Source organism: Erythrobacter sp. (assembly GCF_040217515.1).
Lineage (GTDB): Bacteria > Pseudomonadota > Alphaproteobacteria > Sphingomonadales > Sphingomonadaceae > Erythrobacter.
Genome location: NZ_JAVJPT010000008.1, coordinates 232,578 through 253,735, shown reverse-complemented (window position 1 = coordinate 253,735; position 21,158 = coordinate 232,578). Strand labels below are relative to the sequence as shown.

23 protein-coding genes and 2 tRNA genes are annotated in these 21,158 nt (G+C 64.2%); 18 read left to right on the top strand and 7 right to left on the bottom strand.

Going from position 1 to position 21,158, the window contains the following annotated elements:
- Positions 1-3 precede the first annotated feature (3 nt).
- The 4 genes from RIB52_RS11350 to RIB52_RS11335 all read left to right on the top strand — a co-directional run bounded on the left by RIB52_RS11350 (position 4) and on the right by RIB52_RS11335 (position 3,837).
- Positions 4-1,308 (top strand): 3-methyl-2-oxobutanoate dehydrogenase (2-methylpropanoyl-transferring) subunit alpha, encoded by a 1,305-nt coding sequence (locus RIB52_RS11350; RefSeq protein WP_350175555.1) that lies wholly within the window; start codon positions 4-6, stop codon positions 1,306-1,308.
- The gene (locus RIB52_RS11345) at positions 1,305-2,360 is read left to right on the top strand and encodes an alpha-ketoacid dehydrogenase subunit beta (protein WP_350175553.1); all 1,056 of its coding nucleotides are present in this window, start codon (positions 1,305-1,307) and stop codon (positions 2,358-2,360) included. The genes RIB52_RS11350 and RIB52_RS11345 overlap by 4 nt, the downstream gene beginning before the upstream one ends.
- Positions 2,361-2,367: 7 nt before the next feature.
- The gene (locus RIB52_RS11340) at positions 2,368-3,633 is read left to right on the top strand and encodes a dihydrolipoamide acetyltransferase family protein (RefSeq protein ID WP_350175551.1); all 1,266 of its coding nucleotides are present in this window, start codon (positions 2,368-2,370) and stop codon (positions 3,631-3,633) included.
- A gap of 127 nt (positions 3,634-3,760) precedes the next feature.
- Positions 3,761-3,837, top strand: a tRNA-Asp gene (locus tag RIB52_RS11335).
- A 42-nt stretch (positions 3,838-3,879) separates the two neighbouring features.
- Here RIB52_RS11335 and RIB52_RS11330 read toward each other — a convergent pair.
- From RIB52_RS11330 to RIB52_RS11315, 4 genes are all read right to left on the bottom strand, one after another.
- Entirely contained in the window at positions 3,880-4,122 is a 243-nt protein-coding gene (locus RIB52_RS11330; RefSeq protein WP_350175717.1) for a DUF2842 domain-containing protein, read from the bottom strand.
- A 30-nt stretch (positions 4,123-4,152) separates the two neighbouring features.
- Complete coding sequence (locus tag RIB52_RS11325; protein ID WP_350175549.1) at positions 4,153-4,731, bottom strand: 5-formyltetrahydrofolate cyclo-ligase; 579 nt, start codon at positions 4,729-4,731, stop codon at positions 4,153-4,155.
- Between the two features lie 419 nt (positions 4,732-5,150).
- Positions 5,151-5,660: a cell division protein ZapA gene (locus RIB52_RS11320; protein ID WP_350175547.1), complete on the bottom strand. Its 510-nt coding sequence runs from the start codon at positions 5,658-5,660 to the stop codon at positions 5,151-5,153.
- A gap of 34 nt (positions 5,661-5,694) precedes the next feature.
- On the bottom strand, positions 5,695-5,943 hold the full coding sequence (locus tag RIB52_RS11315; protein ID WP_350175545.1) for a hypothetical protein: 249 nt from the start codon (positions 5,941-5,943) through the stop codon (positions 5,695-5,697).
- A gap of 260 nt (positions 5,944-6,203) precedes the next feature.
- Between RIB52_RS11315 and tkt the strand changes: the two genes are divergently transcribed.
- The 8 genes from tkt (at position 6,204) to thiE (ending at position 13,650) form a co-directional block, all read left to right on the top strand.
- Entirely contained in the window at positions 6,204-8,195 is a 1,992-nt protein-coding gene (tkt, locus tag RIB52_RS11310; protein ID WP_350175543.1) for a transketolase, read from the top strand.
- Between the two features lie 15 nt (positions 8,196-8,210).
- A complete protein-coding gene (gap, locus tag RIB52_RS11305; RefSeq protein WP_350175541.1) occupies positions 8,211-9,218 on the top strand; it encodes a type I glyceraldehyde-3-phosphate dehydrogenase in 1,008 nt (335 codons plus the stop codon).
- A gap of 22 nt (positions 9,219-9,240) precedes the next feature.
- Positions 9,241-10,443, top strand: a complete 1,203-nt coding sequence (locus RIB52_RS11300; protein ID WP_350175539.1) for a phosphoglycerate kinase — start codon at positions 9,241-9,243, stop codon at positions 10,441-10,443.
- Positions 10,443-10,871, top strand: a complete 429-nt coding sequence (locus RIB52_RS11295; protein WP_350175537.1) for a DUF4440 domain-containing protein — start codon at positions 10,443-10,445, stop codon at positions 10,869-10,871. The genes RIB52_RS11300 and RIB52_RS11295 overlap by 1 nt, the downstream gene beginning before the upstream one ends.
- Positions 10,872-10,875: 4 nt before the next feature.
- A complete protein-coding gene (locus tag RIB52_RS11290) occupies positions 10,876-11,520 on the top strand; it encodes a 2OG-Fe(II) oxygenase family protein (protein ID WP_350175535.1) in 645 nt (214 codons plus the stop codon).
- 23 nt (positions 11,521-11,543) lie between these two features.
- On the top strand, positions 11,544-12,008 hold the full coding sequence (locus RIB52_RS11285; RefSeq protein WP_350175533.1) for a PaaI family thioesterase: 465 nt from the start codon (positions 11,544-11,546) through the stop codon (positions 12,006-12,008).
- Positions 12,009-12,093: 85 nt separating this feature from the next.
- Positions 12,094-12,978, top strand: coding sequence for a fructose bisphosphate aldolase (locus tag RIB52_RS11280; protein WP_350175532.1), 885 nt, complete (start codon positions 12,094-12,096; stop codon positions 12,976-12,978).
- Between the two features lie 30 nt (positions 12,979-13,008).
- A complete protein-coding gene (thiE, locus tag RIB52_RS11275; protein WP_350175531.1) occupies positions 13,009-13,650 on the top strand; it encodes a thiamine phosphate synthase in 642 nt (213 codons plus the stop codon).
- Here the strand turns inward: thiE and RIB52_RS11270 are convergent.
- A complete protein-coding gene (locus tag RIB52_RS11270) occupies positions 13,640-14,194 on the bottom strand; it encodes a manganese efflux pump MntP (protein WP_350175530.1) in 555 nt (184 codons plus the stop codon). The genes thiE and RIB52_RS11270 overlap by 11 nt on opposite strands.
- A gap of 129 nt (positions 14,195-14,323) precedes the next feature.
- On the opposite strand from RIB52_RS11270, the gene RIB52_RS11265 reads away from it, so the two are divergent.
- A complete protein-coding gene (locus RIB52_RS11265; protein ID WP_350175529.1) occupies positions 14,324-15,034 on the top strand; it encodes a M23 family metallopeptidase in 711 nt (236 codons plus the stop codon).
- A gap of 3 nt (positions 15,035-15,037) precedes the next feature.
- Here RIB52_RS11265 and RIB52_RS11260 read toward each other — a convergent pair whose 3' ends face one another.
- A complete protein-coding gene (locus RIB52_RS11260) occupies positions 15,038-15,448 on the bottom strand; it encodes an elongation factor P (RefSeq protein WP_350175528.1) in 411 nt (136 codons plus the stop codon).
- A gap of 256 nt (positions 15,449-15,704) precedes the next feature.
- Here RIB52_RS11260 and efp point away from each other — a divergent pair, with 256 nt between their 5' ends.
- The 4 genes from efp (at position 15,705) to RIB52_RS11240 (ending at position 17,640) form a co-directional block, all read left to right on the top strand.
- Positions 15,705-16,268, top strand: coding sequence for an elongation factor P (gene efp, locus RIB52_RS11255; RefSeq protein ID WP_350175527.1), 564 nt, complete (start codon positions 15,705-15,707; stop codon positions 16,266-16,268).
- A gap of 4 nt (positions 16,269-16,272) precedes the next feature.
- Complete coding sequence (locus tag RIB52_RS11250; protein WP_350175526.1) at positions 16,273-16,662, top strand: hypothetical protein; 390 nt, start codon at positions 16,273-16,275, stop codon at positions 16,660-16,662.
- A 31-nt stretch (positions 16,663-16,693) separates the two neighbouring features.
- Positions 16,694-17,512 (top strand): inositol monophosphatase family protein, encoded by an 819-nt coding sequence (locus tag RIB52_RS11245; RefSeq protein WP_350175525.1) that lies wholly within the window; start codon positions 16,694-16,696, stop codon positions 17,510-17,512.
- Positions 17,513-17,555: 43 nt separating this feature from the next.
- Positions 17,556-17,640, top strand: a tRNA-Leu gene (locus RIB52_RS11240).
- Positions 17,641-17,780: 140 nt separating this feature from the next.
- Here the strand turns inward: RIB52_RS11240 and RIB52_RS11235 are convergent.
- Positions 17,781-19,157: an NAD-dependent succinate-semialdehyde dehydrogenase gene (locus RIB52_RS11235; RefSeq protein WP_350175524.1), complete on the bottom strand. Its 1,377-nt coding sequence runs from the start codon at positions 19,155-19,157 to the stop codon at positions 17,781-17,783.
- Positions 19,158-19,298: 141 nt separating this feature from the next.
- On the opposite strand from RIB52_RS11235, the gene RIB52_RS11230 reads away from it, so the two are divergent.
- Positions 19,299-21,140 carry an SLC13 family permease gene (locus RIB52_RS11230; RefSeq protein ID WP_350175523.1) on the top strand — a complete coding sequence of 614 codons (1,842 nt, stop codon included), beginning with the start codon at positions 19,299-19,301 and terminating at the stop codon, positions 21,138-21,140.
- Positions 21,141-21,158 lie beyond the last annotated feature (18 nt).

Genomic DNA, 21,158 nt, shown 5'->3' with positions numbered 1-21,158 from the left:
TTTATGGCCGATCCGGCCGACAATTCGCCCCGCGCCGGGGGCAATCGCCCCGCCCTCGCGCTGCATGTACCCGAGCCGAAATATCGTCCTGGCGACGCAGTCGATTTCTCCGACATCGATATCGGGGAGGCGGGAGCGCAGCCAAGGCCTGATGAAAGCGCGCATCCAAGCGAAATCACCCACCTGGCCTATGGATTAATTCGTGTGCTGGGCGAAGACGGCAGGGCGCGCGGCCCATGGGACCCGAAGCTCGATCCGGAAACTCTGCGCACCATGCTTCGCCACATGGCGATGACCCGCGCCTTCGATGAACGCATGTTCCGCGGGCAGAGGCAGGGCAAGACCAGCTTCTACATGAAATGCACCGGCGAGGAGGCGACCAGCATCGCCACATCCATGGCCCTGGCGTCGGACGACATGGTATTCCCGTCTTATCGCCAGCAGGGTGTCTTGATCGCGCGCGGTTATCCGCTGCTCGAGATGATCAACCAGATCTATTCGAACAAGGGCGACAAGCTGAAGGGCCGCCAGCTGCCGATCATGTATTCGAGCCGCGAGCACAGCTTCTTCAGCATTTCGGGCAATCTTGCGACCCAGACCCCGCAGGCGGTCGGCTGGGCGATGGCCAGCGCGATCAAGGGCGACAGCCGGATCGCGGCGACCTGGGTGGGCGAGGGTTCGACCGCGGAAGGCGATTTCCACAGCGCCTGCACCTTCGCGACGGTCTATAATGCACCGGTTATCCTCAATATTATCAACAACCAGTGGGCGATTTCGAGTTTTTCGGGTTTCGCCGGGGCGGAACGCACCACCTTTGCGGCGCGCGCGCTCGGCTATGGCCTTGCGGGGCTGCGAGTTGACGGCAACGACCCGCTCGCCTGCTATGCGAGCCAGCTTTGGGCGGCGAACAGGGCACGCGCCAATCAGGGGCCGACGCTGATCGAATATTTCACCTATCGCGCCGAGGGCCATTCGACCTCGGACGATCCCAGCGGATACCGCAGTGCGCAGGAGCGCGAGGAATGGCCGCTGGGCGATCCGGTCAAGCGGCTCAAGGACCACCTCATCGCGATCGGCGAATGGGACGAGGACAGGCAGGCCGCGATGGACAAGCAATGCGCCGAAGAGGTCAAGGAAGTGACCAAGGAAGCCGAGAAGAACGGCATTCTCGGCCACGGCCTGCACCAGCCCTTCCGCACCATGTTCGAGGACGTGTTCGAGGAGCTGCCCTGGAATCTCAAGGAACAGGCCGAACAGGCGACCCGCGAGCGCATCAGGAAATTCGGCGAGAAGGGGCCCAATCGATGAGCGCCGAGGCAAAGCACGACGAGGCCGGCCAAACCAGCGAACGCCGCGTCAACATGATCGACGCGATAAACGATGCGCTCGATATCATGCTCGAGCGCGACCCCGACGTGATCGTGATGGGCGAGGATGTCGGATATTTCGGCGGCGTGTTCCGTTGCACCGCCGGCCTGCAGGAAAAGCACGGCAAGACGCGGGTGTTCGACACGCCGATCTCGGAATGCGGGATCATCGGCGTTGCGGTCGGCATGGGGGCCTATGGTCTGCGGCCCGTGCCCGAAATCCAGTTCGCCGACTATATCTATCCCGGCCTCGACCAGCTCATCTCCGAAGCTGCGCGGCTGCGGTATCGTTCGGCTGCGGAATTCATCGCGCCGATGACTGTACGCTCGCCTTTCGGCGGGGGGATCTTCGGCGGACAGACCCATTCGCAGAGCCCCGAAAGCCTGTTTACCCACGTCTCGGGTCTGAAGACGGTGATCCCCTCGACTCCCTATGATGCCAAGGGCCTCCTGATCGCCGCGATCGAGGACAATGATCCGGTGATCTTCTTCGAGCCGAAGCGGATCTATAACGGACCGTTTTCAGGCTTCTACGATCGCCCGGTCGAACCGTGGAAGAAGCATCCGCAAAGCGTTGTTCCCGAGGGATATTACCGCATCCCGCTGGGCAAGGCGCGGCTCGTCGACGAAGGCGAGGAACTCACCATCCTCGCCTATGGCACAATGGTCCATGTCGCGGAGGCGGTGGCAAAGGAGAAGGGCATTGATGCCGACATTCTCGACCTTCGCACGCTGGTCCCGCTCGACATCGAGGCTGTGGAAAAGTCTGTGAAGAAGACGGGGAAATGCCTGATCGTCCACGAGGCGACGCGCACGTCCGGTTTCGGCGCGGAGCTGTCCGCGCTGGTTACCGAACGCTGTTTCTACCATCTCGAAGCGCCCGTGACGCGGGTCACCGGTTTCGACACTCCCTATCCCCACAGCCTCGAATGGGCCTTCTTTCCCGGCCCGGTCCGCATCGGCGAGGCCATCGACACAATCCTGAAGGACTGACGCGACCATGGCGAAGTTCACTTTCAACATGCCCGACGTGGGCGAAGGCGTGGCCGAGGCGGAAATCGTCGAATGGCACGTGAAGGTCGGCGACAGCGTCGAGGAGGACCAGCATCTTGTCGATGTGATGACCGACAAGGCGACGATCGACATCGAAAGCCCGGTGGCGGGCAAGGTGCTCGAAGTCGCGGGTGAGCTTGGCGACACGATCGCGGTCGGCGCAATGCTGCTCGTGATCGAGGTCGAGGGCGAAGTGCCCGACGACGTCGAGGAGGGCGAGGCGGGCCCGGAGTCCGCGCCGGAGCCTGAGCCCGCGCCGGAGCGGGAACCCGAGCCCATAGCTGCTCCGACATCTGCCCCGGCACCTGACCCTGCTCCGAGCGCCGGCTCCGGGCCCGCCCGCAAGGTCCTCGCTAGCCCGGCCGTTCGCAAGCGGGCGAGAAATCTCGGTATCGACCTCGCCGAAGTGAAACCCGCCGAGGACGGACGCGTGCGGCACGGCGATCTCGACCAGTTCCTTGCCTACAATTCCGGCGGTGGCTTCTCCCCGGCGGGCGAGGCCCGTGCGGACGAACAGGTCAAGGTCATCGGCCTCAGAAAGCGGATCGCGCAGAACATGGCCGCGGCCAAGCGCAACATTCCGCATTTTACCTATGTCGAGGAATGCGACGTGACCGCACTCGAGGAAATGCGCGCTGACCTCAATTCGGACCGCGGCAGTCGGCCCAAGCTTACGCTCCTGCCGCTGCTGATAACCGCTTTTTGCAAGCTGATCCCGCAATTTCCGATGATAAACGCCCGCTATGACGACGACGCGGGCTTGGTGACGCGCCATGGTTCGGTCCACATGGGCATGGCGACACAGACCGATAACGGACTGATGGTTCCCGTTATTCGCGACGCGCAGGCGCGTAATCTTTGGCAGCTCGCAAGCGAGATCGCGCGCCTTGCCGAAGCCGCGCGGAGCGGATCGGCGACATCACAGGAGCTTTCGGGCTCGACCATCACCGTTACCTCGCTCGGTCCGCTAGGCGGCGTGGCGACCACGCCGGTCATCAATCGCCCCGAAGTGGCGATCATCGGGCCGAACCGGATAATCGAGCGCCCGATGTTCGTGCCCGACGGCCAGGGCGGGGAAAGAATCGCAAAGCGCAAGCTCATGAACATCTCGATTTCCTGCGATCACCGGGTGGTCGACGGATATGACGCGGCGAGCTTCATCCAGGAAGTGAGGCAGTTGATCGAAACGCCCGTCCTGCTGTTCAGGGATTGAAAGGAAAAAAAGCGCGCGAGCCCGGCGTGAGAGCGTTGACAGCCTCAAGCGGCGGGCCTAATGGCGCTGCTCCCCCACCGGCAGCGGGCCTGCTGGAGCCTTTAACAGGCGCGGGAATCACCCATGCGCGGGTGTAGCTCAGTTGGTTAGAGCGCCGGCCTGTCACGCCGGAGGTCGCGGGTTCGAGTCCCGTCACTCGCGCCACTTTCCCATCACAGGCCAAGTCGGCGAGGACCTGAGGAAACTTCAATTCGTCTGGTCGTCGGGCTCGGGCGCGCTCCAGCGGCCCGTCTCCATCCAGATCAGGAAACGCCTAAGCGGCAGGAGCCAGATCACTCCGAGGACAAGATAGACGATCGTCTGTGCCCAGCCGGGCCATTGCCCGATGAGATCGGGCGCATAGCGTGCGATCGCGATGGCATACCCCATGAGCACGAGGAATAGCGTGATGATCCCGAGAGGGATCCGCCAGGTCGGGGTCTCGCGCATTGGATTTGTCATCGCTGGTCCGTCTTTCCTTTAGGGTCGGTATATCCGCGTCGGCGTCACGACCGCGTCGAGCCGCTGGTCATGCGGCTCCAGCGGCAGGTCACGGGCCGGCTCGATCAGCTGTGCGTCCCATGCGAGCCCAATCGTTACCCGGCCCGGATGTTCCGCGAGCCAGCGATCGTAATGGCCGCCGCCCTGTCCGAGCCGCTCGCAGGTCTCGGTAAAGCCCACGAGCGGCACGAACAGCACGTCGGGGACGCATTCCTCCGGTTCGCCTGCGGGCTGGAGCAGGTCGAAGGGACCAGGGACAAGATCGCTTGCGCCGAAGGGATCTGTGTGGACGCGAAAAGTCATCGGCGCGTCGCGCGCGGTGAAATGGGGCAGGGCGATCCGGTGCCCGCGCTCCGCAAAGAATCCGGCATATGCGCCTGCCGGCGCTTCGTAGCGGCTCGCATGGTAAAGCCCGATGACCGCATCGTCGCCGATCATGTCCAGCAGCGGCGCGGGCGGGCGATGGAAAAGGAGCGCGCGGATGCGGTCAGGCTGCGCCTCGACATGCGCGCGGCGCCGCGCTCTCAACAGCTTACGAAGTTCCGATTTGCGCGACATTCAAGGGACCTGACGCTTCCTGCTCGCAAAGCGAGCGATATGTAACCCAAGGCGAGGAAGCCGTGGACGAAGTCGAAAGCGCAGGCATGCTAAGCGGACCCGTGCGGCCGCCCGATGCGCCGCGCCCTCGGATGGTCGAGAGCGAGCAGACCAAAAAACAACCCGCCCTCAAGGAGCGAAGCGGTAGGGCAGAAAGCGACCCGCCCTCAAGCAGCGAAGCGGTAGGGCACAAAAAACGTGACGGGACCACCATGGGTCGTTGCCGGGAAATCCTCTGACGCCTTCACGTCAGGTGGGCGCCGTTTACCCGAGCCCTCGGGACGAACCCGTGGACCCAGGCAGGGACAGCTCCCTTGGATTGCTTATAGCCTCAGGGATATTCGATCGGCTCGTGCCGGGCAGTCCCGTCATTCATGAACCTAGGCTTCGGCCGGGTCCGCTTCAAGGGTGTCCGACGAGGGCCCGGCAAGCTTCATCGCGGTCCTCTCGAGCCGCTCGGCGAGGTTTTCCAGTGCCACGGCGATGCTTTCCGCTTCTTCCGTGTCGGAAGCGCCGAACAGGTCGTGCTGCTGGCTGGCGGCCTCGCGCAGTTCCGCGAGGTCCGCCTTCAGGCCGCGGCTCTCGGCGCGGGCGCGGGCTTCGGCCTTGCGGAGCGTTTCGAGCTCTGCCTCGAGTGCTTCACGCGTGCCGTCGATGCGTTCCTGTTCGTGTTCGACCCTGGCCGCCTTTTCGCGTGCTTCGGCCAGTTCGTCGGCCATGAACAGGGCGGCGAAGAGCATGTTCTGCGCCTCTTGCGGTCCACGCGCCGCGCCGAGCTGCGCGTATTTCTCCGCCACGATCGCTCCGAGCCGCTCGACCGCAGCTTCTTCGCCGGGCGCGCAGGCAACCTGGTAACTGCGCGGCCCGATGGTGAGAGTGACCGTGCTCATCGCCGCCGGATCGTCTCGGGATCACGCTGCCGGGTCACATCTCAAGCTCCGCGATCAGCGAGTCGAGATCGCGCAGAGTTTCGGCGACTTCCTCACGCAGCTTTTCGTGGCTGTCGATGACAGCGAGCAGTCTGGGCGAACCTTCCGGGTTACCATTATCGCAAGCAGCCGCAGGGCGTGCGGTTTCGAGCCGCGCCAGTGCGGCTTCGATGCGCCCAATCGCCTGTTCGATCCGGCCCTTCCCCATGACATGCCAATTACCAACAAAGCCGTTGGTGCGCAAAGCCTTGGGCGGGCCTGTTGATAAAAGGCATTGCAGAGCATGCGCAGGCGGTCATTCGAGTGCCGCTTTTTCTCCGGGCGCTTTTCGAGTGCGGCGCTCTGCCGCGCGCTTGACCTTATCGGAAGCCTCGGCAATGGCAGCGCGCAACCACGAGGGACCGACTCGCCCCTCCGGACACGGGGCAGGGCGGGCTTGACGCGGGTGGGCGCTCCCTCGCGATCTGCCCCATTCAGCGGCGCCAGCAGGAGGCATACCCCGCCATGACGAAAGATACGGCCCGTCTCCAGCGCATGGCGAATGCCATACGCGCCCTTTCGATGGACGCGGTGCAGGCGGCCAATTCGGGTCATCCCGGCATGCCGATGGGCATGGCCGACGTTGCCACCGTCCTGTTCGACGGCCATCTCAAGTTCGATCCAGCGCGGCCCGACTGGCCCGACCGCGACCGCTTCGTCCTGTCTGCAGGGCATGGTTCCATGCTGATCTATTCGCTCCTCCATCTCACCGGCTATGCCCGGCCCACTATCGAGGACATTCGAAATTTCCGCCAGCTGGGTAGTCCGTGCGCAGGCCATCCGGAGAACTTCCTTCTCGAAGGCGTGGAATGCACCACCGGTCCGCTCGGTCAGGGGCTTGCCATGGCCGTCGGGATGGCCATCGCGGAACGGCATCTCAACGCCGTGTTCGGCGATGAACTCGTCGACCATCGTACTTGGGTCGTCGCAGGCGACGGATGCCTGATGGAAGGCATCAACCACGAGGCGATCGGCCTTGCCGGCCATCTCCATCTCGGCAATCTCATCGTCCTGTGGGACGACAATCGTATCACGATCGACGGGGCGACAGACCTCTCGACGTCTGAGGACATCAAGGCCCGTTACGAGGCGACGGGCTGGCACGTGGTCGAATGCGACGGGCACGATTTCGACGACATCGAACGCGCCATCCGCGAGGCGAAGGAGACCAATCGCCCCTCGCTCGTCGCCTGCAGGACGGTGATCGGCAAGGGTTCGCCCGGCAAGCAGGGGACCGCCGCGACCCATGGCGCCCCGCTCGGCGTGGAGGAAATTGCCGCCACGCGCGAAATGCTGGGGTGGGACCATGAGGCCTTCGTGATTCCTGACGAGTTGCTCCAGCAGTGGCGCGCGACGGGCGATGCGGGCCGGGCGGCCCTGGGGGACTGGGAGGTGCGCCTTGCCGAGAGCGCGCACAAGGCCGAGTTCGAGCGCCGCATGGCTGGCGAATTGCCGGAGACGGACGTGCTCGGCCAGCATATCGCTCAGCTCGTCTCCGATCCGCAGGGCGTCGCGAGCCGCAAGGCGAGCGAAATGGCCCTAGCCGTGCTCAACCCCGTCGTGCCCGAAATGATCGGTGGCAGCGCCGATCTCACGGGCTCGAACAACACCAGGGCTGGCGATATAAAGCCCTTTACGGCCGACGATTATTCGGGCCGCTACCTCTATTACGGGATCCGCGAATTCGGCATGGCCGCGGCGATGAACGGGATGGCGTTGCATGGCGGCGTGATCCCCTATGGCGGCACCTTCCTTGTCTTCACCGATTATGCGCGCGGCGCCATTCGTCTTTCCGCGCTCCAGCAGGCGCGGGTGATCTACGTGATGACCCATGACAGCATCGGCCTGGGCGAAGACGGGCCGACCCACCAGCCGATCGAGCATCTGGCGAGCTTGCGCGCCATGCCCAATCTTCTCGTCATGCGCCCGGCCGATGCGGTCGAAACTGCCGAATGCTGGCAGGTCGCGCTCGGGCAGTCGGACCGTCCCACCGTGCTCGCCCTGTCCCGGCAGGGCCTGCCGCAGCTGCGGCTTGAGACACGGGAGGACAATCCTTGCGCACGCGGCGGCTATCGCATCCGCGAGGCGGGAAATACGCGCAAGGCGGTGATCCTGGCGAGCGGTTCGGAAGTCGGGCTGGCTGTGGAAGCGGCCGAGGCGCTCGAGGCCCGAGGGTTGGGTGTCGATGTCGTCTCGATGGTCTCGACCGAATTGTTCGACGAGCAGGACGATGGCTATCGCGCGGACCTGCTGCCCGATGATGTGCTGATCGTCAGTCTTGAGGCGGCGAGCACGTTCGGCTGGGAACGCTATACCTCGAACCGCGCCTTTCCGGGCGGTCTGACGCTCGGGCTCGACCGGTTCGGCGCCTCCGCGCCGGGCAAGGCCCTGTTCGAGCATTTCGGCTTCACCGCCGAGCGGGTCGCCTCCGAAATCAAAGACAAACTGAACGGATAAGCAGGAGTTACATTCATGGCGACGAAAGTTGCGATCAACGGTTTTGGCCGCATTGGGCGTCTGGTGGCGCGCGCAATCCTCGAGCGGGGGGATCACGACCTCGACCTGGTTTCTATCAACGACCTTGCGGACGCGAAATCCAACGCCTTGCTCTTCGCTCACGACAGCGTTCACGGCCGGTTCGGCGGCGAGGTAAGCTCGGACGAGAGCGCGATAACCGTGAACGGCAAGCGCATCGCGGTGACTGCCGAGCGCGATCCGGGCAAGCTGCCGCATGGCGAAATGGGGGTCGACATCGTGCTGGAATGCACGGGCTTTTTTCAATCCGATGAAGCCGCGCGCCCCCACGTCGAGGCCGGTGCAAGGCGGGTCCTCATCTCCGCCCCGGCCAAGGGCGTGTCGAAGACGATCGTTTTCGGGGTCAACCACGACAGCCTGACCGCCGAAGACGATATCGTTTCCAATGCGAGTTGCACCACGAACTGTCTCGCGCCCGTCGCCAAGGTGCTGAATGACACGGTGGGCATCACCCGTGGCTTCATGACGACCATCCATTCCTACACCAACGACCAGCGCATGCTCGACCAGATCCACAAGGACCTGCGCCGCGCGCGCGCCGGGGCTGCCAACATGATCCCGACCACGACCGGCGCGGCGCGCGCGGTCGGCCTCGTCCTGCCCGAACTCAACGGCAAGCTCGACGGCTCCTCGGTGCGGGTGCCCACTCCCAATGTCAGCCTCGTCGATCTCACTTTCGTGCCGGGGCGCGAGACCAGCGCCGAGGAACTCAACGCCGCGCTCAAGGCCGCAGCCGAGGGTCCGATGAAGGGCGTGCTCGATTACACCGACCAGCCGCTCGTCTCCTCCGACTTCAACCATTATCCGGCGAGCTCGACGGTGGACAGCCTCGAGACTTCGGTCATGGAAGGCCAGCTCGCCCGCGTCGTCAGCTGGTACGACAACGAATGGGGCTTTTCGAACCGCATGATCGACACCGCCGGGGCGATGGCGAAGTTCCTCTGAAAATGGCCCGGGAGGGACGAGCATGAGCACATTCAGGACGCTCGACGACCTTGCCGGTGATCTCGCCAGCCAGGTCGCGCTGGTGCGGGTCGATCTCAACCTGCCGATGAGGGAAGGTTCGGCGAGCGACGTGACGCGCGTCGAGGCGGTGAAGCCGACCATTCTCGAACTCGCGGGACGCGGTGCAAAGGTGCTCCTGCTCGCTCATTTCGGGCGGCCCAGGGGCCAGCGCCATTCGACCCTGTCGACGAGCTATGTCGTCGGCGACGTCGAAAAGGTGCTGGGCCGGGAAATCATGTTCATTCCGGAGGTCATGGGCCCGGTGGTCGACCAATCCGTGGGCATCCTGCGCCCCGGCGATATCGGCCTGCTGGAAAACACCCGCTTCTGGCCGGGCGAGGAGGCCAACGACCCGAATTTCGCTCAGGGCATGGCGCAGGCCGGCGATTTTTACGTCAACGATGCCTTCTCCGTCTCGCACCGCGCCCATGCCTCGACCGAGGGCATCGCCCAGCATCTGCCCGCCTATGCGGGTCGCTCGATGGAGGCCGAGCTCAAGGCGCTCGATGCAGCGCTCGGCACTCCCGAAACGCCGGTCGCAGCCGTTGTCGGCGGGGCCAAGGTCTCGACCAAGCTTGCCGTGCTCGAAAATCTTGTCGGACGCGTCCAGCATCTCATCATCGGCGGAGGCATGGCCAACACCTTCCTCGCCGCGCGCGGGGTCGATGTCGGCACATCGCTGTGCGAGCATGATCTTACCGACACCGCCGCGAAGATCATGGACGAGGCGGATCACGCCGGGTGTACGGTGCACCTGCCTTACGACGTCGTGGTGGCCGGGGAATTCGTTCCCAACCCGCCCTCGATGCGCACCTGCAATGTGCACGAGGTTGGTGCGGACGAGATGATCCTCGATCTCGGCCCGCAGGCGACCGAGGCGCTTGCCGATGTGCTCAAGACATGTCGCACCGTCGTGTGGAACGGCCCGCTCGGCGCGTTCGAGACCGAACCTTTCGATGCGGCGACGATGAGGCTCGCGCAGACCGCGGCAGCCCTGACAAAGGAAGGGTCGCTCACCAGCGTGGCGGGCGGTGGCGATACGGTCGCGGCACTCGCACAGGCCGGAGTGGTGGGAGATTTCTCCTATATTTCAACGGCGGGCGGTGCATTCCTCGAATGGATGGAAGGCAAGCGGCTGCCCGGCGTCGCCGCGCTCTCGGCCTGATGACGGATATCACCCCGCTGCTTGACGATGGCGGTAGGCGACTGATGCAGGCTTGGCTCGAGCGGGACCGCGGGACGATCAAGGCTCTCGTCCGTTCGGATTGCGTCATGATGTTTGGTACGGCGCCGCCGGTCCTGCTCGACCGCTCGAGCTTCCTCGCCGCCCTCGACTCGGGGCTGGTGCTCGCAGGGTTCCGTAGCAAAGAGGCGGCGGGCCGTCGGCATGGCCGGGCCGCGTGGTTTACCGGTCATGTTGAACTCGAACTCGAACTCGGGAAGCACAAGTGGCAAGGCGGATTCCTGGTCACCGACCTGTGGCGCAAGGCGCGGCTGTCGCGGCGATGGAAGCTCGCGGAGCGCAGCTTGGCACCGATCGAGGCGGACGAGAATCTGTCCGACGCGATCAGGCGTCTGCAATTATGGCGCTGATGCGATGACACAGGCGCGGCATTTCTTCTCGACCCCCTTGCTGATCGATCGGCTGCAGAGCCCGGAAGGGATCATGGCCCTGCGCGAGGCGATCATGGCGGAAAAGGTGCGCGACCCCGAAGGCGTGCAGATTTCCAATATCGGCAGCTGGCATTCGAATACGCGGATGATCGAATGGGGCGGCGAGGCAGCGCGCGCGCTCGTCTACAAGGCGATCGGGATGGCCGATGCGGGGGTGGTCAATATCGCCAAGGAGCAGGGACGGGAATATGGCTGGGTTCCGGAAATGTGGGCGAACGTTTCACAGAAGGGCCACGCCAACCAGTATCACACCCATCCCGGCAGTCTGTGGTCGGCCGTGGCCTATCTCGATGACGGCTATGAAGGCTCGGCCGACCCCGCACTGGGCGGCGAATTGCAATTGCTCGATCCGCGCATGCCGATGGTGCGGATGGGCTCGCTCGACCTGCGGTTCAAGGATGCCGACGGCGAAGTTCAGAACAACGAACCGATGATCCGTCCTCAGACCGGGCTGATCGTCATGTTCCCGAGCTGGCTGCAGCATTCGGTGCGCGCCTTCCGCGGTACGGGCACGCGGATCTCGGTCGCGATCAATCTCGTGCCCGCATTGCGGCCGCCCAAGAGCTGAAACCGACAAGGGGAGCGAAATCCGTGAAAGAAACAGCAAGCCCGGAACCCGGCGACGGTTATGCCCATAGCGAGGTCGCATCCGAAGGTGAATTCGCCGGCTGGTCCTATTGGCCCGGCGATCCCTACGAACAGCGTTCCGGCCCCTTCTATCGCCGGCGCGAAGCCGGCGGCGACCATGTCTGCGCGTTCCGCGCGGAGGAGCGCCACATGAACGGGGCGGGTTTCATGCATGGCGGCTGCCTCATGACCTTCGCCGATTTCGCGCTTTTCGCGATCGCGGCGGACGAGCTGGGCGAGGACAACGCGGTAACGGTGAACCTGTCGGGGGACTTTCTCGGCGCGGTGCCGTCCGGCGCGCTGGTCGAGGCACGCGGCGAGGTCACGCGCGGCGGGGGAAAGACGATCTTCGTGCGCGGTCTCGTGACCGGTGATGGCAAGCCCGCATTGTCTTTCACCGGGATCATCCGGCGTCTCGCGGCGGGCTGATACTTGCGGCATTGCAGCATGGCCGGGCGCTGGCTAAGGCCCTTGCCCAGACGAAGACGGCCAATGAGGGGGCTGAAGTAGCACTATGAACACGAAGGATATGACCACTCGGATCGCAACCGGCGAGGGCTTCATCGCCGCGCTCGACCAATCGGGCGGTTCCACGCCAAAGGCGCTGCGCGGATACGGTGTCAATGACGAAGAATGGTCGGGCGAGGACGAGATGTTCGCCGCGATCCATGCGATGCGTGCGCGGGTCATCACCGCGCCCTGCTTCGGCGAAGGCAAGGTGCTGGGTGCGATCCTGTTCGAGAAGACGATGGACGGCGAGGTCGATGGCAAGCCGACCGCCGACGCTCTCAAGGCACGCGGCATCGTTCCCTTCATCAAGGTCGACCAGGGCCTCGCCGACGAAGAGGGTGGCGTGCAGTTGATGAAGCCGCTCGACAAGCTTCCCACCCTGCTCGATAAATCCGTCGCCAAGGGCATGTTCGGGACCAAGATGCGCTCGGTCATCAAGTCGGCGAATCCCGAGGGCATCGCGGCCGTGGTTGCCCAGCAATTCGAGGTGGCGGGCCAGATCCTCGATGCGGGCCTCATGCCGATTATCGAACCGGAATATGACATCCATGCCGCGGACCGCGAAGCGGGCGAAGACATCCTCCTCACCGAAATCACCAGGCATCTCGAGACCCTCCCCGAAGGCCGGCAGGTCATGCTCAAGCTGTCGATCCCGGCCAGGGCGGGGCTGTATGGTGGCCTTGTCGGCCATCCCAAGGTGCTGCGCGTCGTGGCGCTTTCGGGCGGTTATTCGACCGATGAAGCCTGCGAGCATCTTGCGCGCAATCCCGGGATGATCGCAAGCTTCAGCCGGGGCCTACTGCAGGACCTGCGCAAGGATCAGTCCGATCCCGATTTCAACAAGGCTCTCAGCGATGCGATCGAAAAGATCGCTGCGGCGAGCATATAAGGAGCGCGGCCTGCGCCGACAGGCGCGGGCATGAGCCGGAGCGTGCCCGATACCCAGCTTTACCTGATTTCCCCGCTCGAGGTAGGCGGCGACTTCCCGCAGCGACTAAAGCGCGCGCTCGATGCGGGAGAGGGGCTGGCGACAGCCTTCCAGTTCCGGGCGAAGGATATCGACCAGCACGAGGCCGCCCGTCTCGCCGCCCCCTTGCAGGAGATATGCGCCGCGCGCGACGTGGCCTTCATCGTCAATGACAGCATCGCGCTCGCCAAGAGGCTGGGGGCGGACGGGGTGCATCTTGGGCAGGAGGACAGCGCGCCAAGAGAGGCTCGCGAGGCCCTGGGCCGCGAGGCGCAGATTGGCGTGACCTGTCACGCCTCGCGGCATCTCGCGATGGAGGCGGGCGAGGCGGGGGCGGATTATGTCGCCTTCGGCGCGTTTTACCCTTCCGCGACGAAGGACAAGGGCCCCGATGCCGAGCGGCCCGATCCGGGCCTGCTGGGTTGGTGGGCGCACCTGTTCGAGATCCCCTGCGTCGCGATCGGCGGGATAACGCCCGCCAATTGTCGGCCGTTGGCCGAGGCCGGGGCGGATTTCCTGGCCGTTTCGGGCGGGGTCTGGAACAGCGACGAAGTCGAAGCGGTCACTGCGTTCCGTAAGGTTCTCAGGTCGTGAGGTGATCGAAAAGGATGTGCCCGCCGATCGCGATCAGCGCGATGCCCCCAGCGATCTCCGCTATCGAACCGAGCCGCTGCGACACCTTCGTGCCGAGCCAGTAGGCCGGGGCGCACAGCATCGCCGTCATGCTGGCGATGACAAGACACGAGACGAGCACCGGCGGCGCGAAGAGCGGCAGGGTCAATCCGGCCGCGCCCGCATCCAGGCTTGTCGCCAAGGCGGCGAGCGCAAGGGCTGCATAATGGGAGCGCGTGCGCAAAGGCGCGCCGGGTTCGTCTTCGGCCAAAGCCTCGCGGATCATGCGCAGGCCGAGAAAGCCCAGCAGCGCGAAGGCGATCCAGTGGTCGAAGGGTTCGATCCACTCCGCAAATGCCAGCCCGAGTGCCCATCCCGCCAGCGGCAGCAGTCCCTGGGCAGCACCGAAAGCCAAGCCGACTTCCAGCGCGCTGGTCATCCGGTGCGCGCCCGCCGCGCCGCGCGCGAGCGCGACGGCGACGGCATCCATGGCGAGGCCGAGTGCAAGGACGATGACGGCAAGCATGACATCCCTTATCCTCTCGTCTCGCCGTAGGGAAAGCGCGAATGGACCCGGACGCGGCCGAAGGCCGGGACGTCGCGGTTGCGCCGGGCAGGTGACGGGCAGGACGCGACGCGCTAGGCTTTGCTTGCCATGACATTTTTCGACCGCCTCACCACGATCCTCGTCACCGCGACGCTTACCTCCGTCGTCTGGATCGTCTTCGGCGGGACGCTCATGGAATTGGCGGAAAACCGCCAAGGGGAGCAATCGCTTCGTCCGGCCGAGGCTGCGCCCAGTCCGCAGGCCGTTTCGACGGACGCAGCCGAGAACGATAGAGAATCGACGCCGCAACCCTCGCTCGACACCGCCGAGCCCGACGAAGAGCCGGACACGGCCGAAGCCACTTCGGGTCCCGCGACCTTGCGCATCCCGGTAATGAATGTCGCGGCGAGCGAGCTTACCGACACGTTCTCCGACCGGCGGGGGGAAAACAGCGTGCGCCTGCACGAGGCGATCGATATCATGGCGCCGCAAGGAACAAGCGTGCTGGCCGCCGCACCCGGCACGGTGGCGAAACTCCACCGCTCCAAAGCCGGCGGCAATTCCCTTTATATTCGCTCCCCCGATCGCCTGAAAATTTATTACTACGCCCATCTCGCGGACTATGCCCCGGGGCTGCGCGAGGGACAGCGCATCCGTGCCGGCCAGCGGCTCGGAACGGTCGGATCAACCGGCAATGCCTCGCCCGAGGCGCCCCATCTGCATTTCGCGATACTTGAGACAACCTCCGATGCAGCGTGGTGGGAACCGGCGAACGCGGTTAACCCCTACCCGCTGCTGGTCGAAGGGCGGGAGCAATAATCTTCAGCGTGGCCCGCCGACGCGGGTGCAGGTCAGACGCCCATTTTCGCCGTCCGGCTCGATCACCTCCAGAGTATTGCGCCCGACCTGTTCAAAGCGTTCGCCCTTTTTGGGGCCACGAGTGAAAGTGAGGATGCGTCCGCGCAGGATATAGGTTCCGCGTCCGGCCCGCGTCTCATAGCTCGACGAGGGGCCGATTGAGAAATCGGCCTCAGGCACCGGATTCCATGCCGCACCGGCTGCATCGCCCGGCAAAGCGCAGCTCCAGCGGCCATGGTCGAGCGTTCGCAGCGCGCCCCCCGTATCGCCCGTTGCGGGCGTCCCCGATCCCTCTTGCTGGCGCGCGGATATCGGGCTTGCCGCGGCCATCCCCGCAGCGAGCGTGGTGAGCATGAGAATGGCACGTTTTTTCATGGTGATCGTCCGTCCTTTCCGGGGAGGTAACACTTGCGGCGCGTTCTCGCTACGCGCTTGCCCATGAATCCACGCTGCATTGCCCCGGTCTCTGGCGCGCGCCGCGAGCGCTGCGCTTGCCCCGACGGGCGGGCTCGGCTATTGGCGCACCCGCTGAACCCGGGCCGCGCGTTCCCTCCGGCCTGTACCGGGCCTTGCACACGCCCGTTCTTTCACTCGTTTCATCCAACCTCCTCAAGGAAGGCAAACAGCCCCCATGAAGATCAGCGGCGTCGATATTCGCCCCGGCAATATCCTCGAATATGAAGGCGGCATCTGGAAAGTCGCCAAGATCCAGCACACCCAGCCGGGCAAGGGCGGGGCCTACATGCAGGTCGAGATGAAGAACCTGCAGGACGGGCGCAAGACCAATATACGCTTCCGCAGCGCGGACACGGTCGAGAAGGTTCGGCTCGACACGCGTGAATACCAGTTCCTCTACGAGGATGGTGACATGCTGGTTTTCATGGACCAGAACACCTACGAACAGATCTCACTCCCTTCGGACCTGCTCGGCGATGCCCGGCCGTTCCTCCAGGACGGTATGCAGGTGCAGCTCGAATTGTGGGAGGAAAAGCCCATCAGCGTGCAGCTGCCGAGCCAGATCGAAGCCGAGATCGTCGAAGCCGACGCGGTGGTGAAGGGGCAGACCGCTTCTTCGAGCTACAAGCCCGCCGTGCTCGACAACGGCGTGAAGATCATGGTCCCCCCGCATATCGAAGCGGGCACTCGGATCGTGGTCGACGTTTACGAACAGACTTATGTCGGAAAGGCCAGTTAATCTTTTGACACAACGACTGAACAAGACTTTCGTCCCGCTTTTTGCCATTGCCGCATGCGCCGCTATGCCGGTGCTTGCGCAGGATGCTGCCGCACCCGCCCCTTCCGCAGATACGCAGGAAACCCGCCAGCACGCGGTCGAGAACATGAGCCTGCTGATGACGGCGCTCAATTCCGAAGCCGTCGATCAGGACGTGAAGAACGCCCTGATGAGCTGCATTTACGGAAATTCGATGCGCGATATCACCATTGCGATGGATAAGGCCATCGCTGCCAATCCGGAGCGATTCGACCGCACCGACAGCGGTGTCATGCTCGGCGTGATGGCGAGTATCTGCGGCTACCAGCCCCCGGCCGCACAACAGGGCCAAGAGGCTCCCGCGCAGCCCCGCTAAGGCGGTCCGGCGGTCCCTTACGGAAGAAAACATGGCGACATTTTCAGGCCTCGTCCGCGTGATGGAGCGCGCCGCGCGCAAAGCGGGGGGGCGTTTGCGGCGCGATTTCGGCGAGGTCGAACACCTCCAGGTCAGCCGCAAGGGACCGGCCGATTTCGTGTCCAAGGCCGATATGCGCGCCGAACGCACGCTCTATGACGAACTCGGCCAGGCGCGCCCTGGTTGGGGATTCGTCATGGAAGAAGCGGGCATCATCGAAGGCGAGGAAGGCAAGCCGCGCTGGATCGTCGACCCGCTCGACGGGACCAGCAATTTCCTTCACGGCATCCCGCATTTCGCCATTTCGATCGCGGTGCAGGAGCCGCGTCTCGACGGGAAGGGCTGGGGCGATGTCACCGCCGCCCTCGTCTATCACCCGATCAATGACGAGACTTATTGGGCCGAAAAAAGCCGCGGCGCCTGGCTTCATGACGGGCGGCTGCGCGTTTCGGCGCGCTCGCGCCTGTCCGATGCGCTTATCGCGACCGGCATTCCCTTCCAGGGACATGGCGATTTTGCCGAATGGAGCCGCATTTTCGGCGCCATCGGGCCGGAAGTCGCCGGGATCCGTCGGTTCGGCGTCGCCTCGCTCGACATGGCCTATGTCGCGCAAGGGCGTTTTGACGGCTTCTGGGAGAGCGACCTCTGCGATTGGGACACGGCGGCGGGCTGCCTTTTGGTGCGCGAGGCCGGCGGTTTCGTTACCGATTATCGCGGACGTTCCGCTCCGATCCATTCGCAGCAGGTGCTCGCGGCCAATGACGCATTACATTCGAAGCTGCACAAGCTTCTGGCGAATTCCTTGAAGTAATCCACCCTTGGCGGTAACAGCCTGCGCCTCGCCCGAGAGGCGTGCCCCTGTGGCGGAATCGGTAGACGCGAGCGACTCAAAATCGCTTTTCTTCGGAAGTGCCCGTTCGAGTCGGGCCAGGGGCACCAAAACCCCCGGATGGGGGTTTTGGATTATTTGTTTTTCGCAGCCCATCCGGGCTGCGGTTTCCTCACGCCTTCGGCGCTGCGGGCGGGCGGTCGCCCCTGCGGCCCTTCGGGCCGGGGTCGGCTTCGCGGGGGTTGCGCCTTCAGCCCACGAAGATCGATTTGGTATTGGCGAATTCCTTGACGCCGCAGCCGCCGTGTTCGCGTCCATAGCCCGACGCCTTCACCCCGCCGAAGGGCATCGACGGGTCCGCCACGCCGAAGGTGTTCACGAACACCATGCCGGTGTCGAAGTGCTGCTCGGCAAGCTTGATCGCCCGGTCCTCGTCCTGCGAGAATATGCCGCCGCCAAGGCCGTATCGGCTGTCGTTCGCAAGCCGCATCGCATCCTCGTCGTTCTTCGCACGAATGACAGAGGCGACGGGGCCGAACAGTTCATCGTCATAAGCGGGCTGACCGGGTTCGACATCGGCGAGAATGCTGGGCGGGTAGAACCAGCCGCGGCCATCCGGAATTGCGCACCCCGTGACGATGCGCGCGCCCTTTTCGACGCTTTCGTCAACCTGTTCCTGCAGGGTCTCGCGCAGGTCCTCTCGCGCCATAGGGCCGATGCCGGTCGCCTCGTCGAAGGGGTCGCCCGGCTTTGCCTCCTCCATCGCCGCTACGAATTTCTCCATGAATTCGTCATGCACCGCATCGGTCACGATGAATCGCTTCGCATTGATGCAGGTTTCGCCATTGTTGTAGAGGCGCCCGGTGGCGCAAGTCTTCGCGGCAAGGTCAACGTCCGCATCCTCGAGCACGATATAGGCATCGTTCGATCCCAGTTCGAGCACGGTTTTCTTGTTCAGCTTCCCCGCCTGCTCGGCGATGATACTGCCAGCTTTGTCGCTACCGGTCAGGGTAATGCCGCGCACCTTGTCATGCGCGATGATCGAATCCGACACTTCATGGTCGATCACCAGCACGGTGAAAAGGTTTTCGGGCAGTCCTGCATCCTCGAAGATCTCCCGCAGCTTGAGCCCGCTGCCAGTGCAGTTTTCCGCATGCTTCAAGAGCACGCCATTGCCTGTCATGAGGTTCGCAATCGCGTATCGTACGACCTGGTAGGCCGGGAAATTCCACGGCTGGATGCCGTAGATCACGCCGATCGGCGCGTAGGTGATGATCCCGCGCGCGGCATTGGCCGGGTCGCGCTGTTCGCTCGCAAGCTCCTCGGGGCCGATCTCGGCGGTGTAGTCGCAGATCGCTGCGCACAATTCGACCTCGTCACGGCTGTCGGCGATCAACTTGCCGACCTCGCGGCTCATCAGTTCGGCAAGTTCCTCCTTGCGTTCGCGCAGGGCTGCGCCGATCGAGCGGAGGACACTCGCGCGGTGTTCGACAGTGGTGTGTCGCCACGTGTCGAATGCCTGGTGACAGAGCTCGACCGCCTGCCTTGCTTCCGCTTCACCGATGCGCCCATAGCGAGCGAGTTCGTTACCGGTGGCGGGGTTGATGGTGATGGCTTGGTCGGTCATGGGCAGCTCCGGATGGGATTGTGTAGGCGTTCCCCAAGTCAACGGTCGCCCGTTGCGCTGTGTTCCACCTCCCGCCGCGCTGCAATTTCGCTTGATCTTCCGCGCTTCGTTTGAAAGATCGCCGAAGCTGAGAGGGGCTCGATGCTTTCGCTTCCATCATATCATGCCATGGCGGCGATGGCGGTCACGGTCGCGATGTTCGTCGCTTTCGCGCGCGGGCGACTGTCGGTCGAGATCGTAAGCTTGATGACGATCGCCGTGATCGCCGTCGGGCTCTATTTCTTCCCCTTGGAAGGGACCCGCCCGACCGACGGTTTCGCGCTCGCTTTCGGAGGCTTCGGCCATTACGCCCTGATCACGATCTGCGCGCTGATGATCATGGGGCGAGGCCTGGTCGTGACCGGCGCGCTCGACCCGGCGGCGCGGTTGCTCGAGCAGGTTTTCCGGTTCAACCTCCAGGTCGGCCTGCTCGTCTCGCTTCTTATCGCCCTCTTTTTGTCGATGGCGGTCAACGACACGCCGGTGCTGGTCCTGCTGCTGCCGATCTTCGTCGCGCTCGCGGCGAAGGGTGCAATGCCCGCCTCCAAGACGCTGATCCCGCTGAATGCGGCGGTGCTGATCGGCGGCATGGCCACCACCATAGGCACCTCGACCAATATCCTCGTCACCTCTATCGCGATGGACTTGGGCCTGCCGGAAATGGGGGTGTTCCATTTCACGCCCATCGTGCTGATAGCGGCGCTGATCGCGATTCCCTATCTCTGGCTCGTCATGCCGCGCCTGCTTGGCGACAACAGCATCGAGCCCGATGCCACGCGCCGCATGTTTCACACACGCCTGCGCGTCGGCGTCGACAGCGTGCTGTCCGGTTCGGATCTGTCTGCGGTGAAAAGCAAGCTTCCCGGGAACATAACCTTCCACAATGCACCCTCTGGCACGCTGCAGCCACAGCAGCGCCTGCACATCTCTGGCACGCACGAGGCGCTGGAAGAGGCGACCCGGGTGCTCAAGGGCGAACTCGCGCCCTCCTGGGTCCTCGACCGTATCCGCCGCACCAGCCGAGCCGAGGGCAAGGATATCGTCGCGGTGGAGATGACGGTGACGGCGGATTCGCGCCTCATCACCCGTACCCTGCCGAGTTCGGGAATTGCCGACCTCTATTCGGTCGCGGTGCTCGGCATTCATCGCCCGCAGCGTTTCGGGCCGGGTGAAAAGGACCAGTATTCCGAAGGCGGTGACCTGCGCATCCGCGAAGGCGACGTGTTGCTCGTCATGGGGCTGGAGGAGGATCTCCAGAATTTCGCCCGCAATGACAGCCTCCTGATGCTCGAAGGCGCGCGCGAATTGCCGCGCCGGTCGAAGGCAGTCCTCGCCGGGGCGATCATGGGGGTTGCCATTGCGCTCGCTTCTATCGGCATTCCGTGGCCGGGCGCGCAGGGCATTTTCATGCTCAAGCTGCCGATCGCGATCTCGGCGCTGATGGGGGCGATTGCGATGTTCGTGACAGGCTGTGTCAAGTTCGACCGCGTCGGTCGTGCGCTTTCGGCAAAGGTGATCGTCCTCGTCGCCGCTAGCATCGCGATCGGCCGCATCATCCTCGAAAGCGGGGCAGCCGCGTGGCTCGGGGAGACTTTGTCGCTCGGCCTTGCCTTCCTGCCGCCCGCTCTGGTGCTGGCCGCGATCATGGTATTCGTGACGCTGCTGACGAATTTCGCCTCCAACGCGACTGCCGCGACCGTCGGCACGCCTATCGCCATCAGCATTGCGACGCAGCTCGGTCTGCCGCCCGAGCCGCTTGTGCTCGCGGTGCTGTTCGGTTGCAATCTGTGCTACGCCACGCCCATCGCCTACCAGACCAACATGTTGATCATGGCCGAAGGTTCGTATGAATTTTCGGACTATATCCGCACCGGGGTCCCGCTGGTCGCGCTGATGGTGACTACGCTGTCGATCCTGCTGGTGATCTTCTACGGGCTTGGATGAGCCGGTGACTTTTTTCGG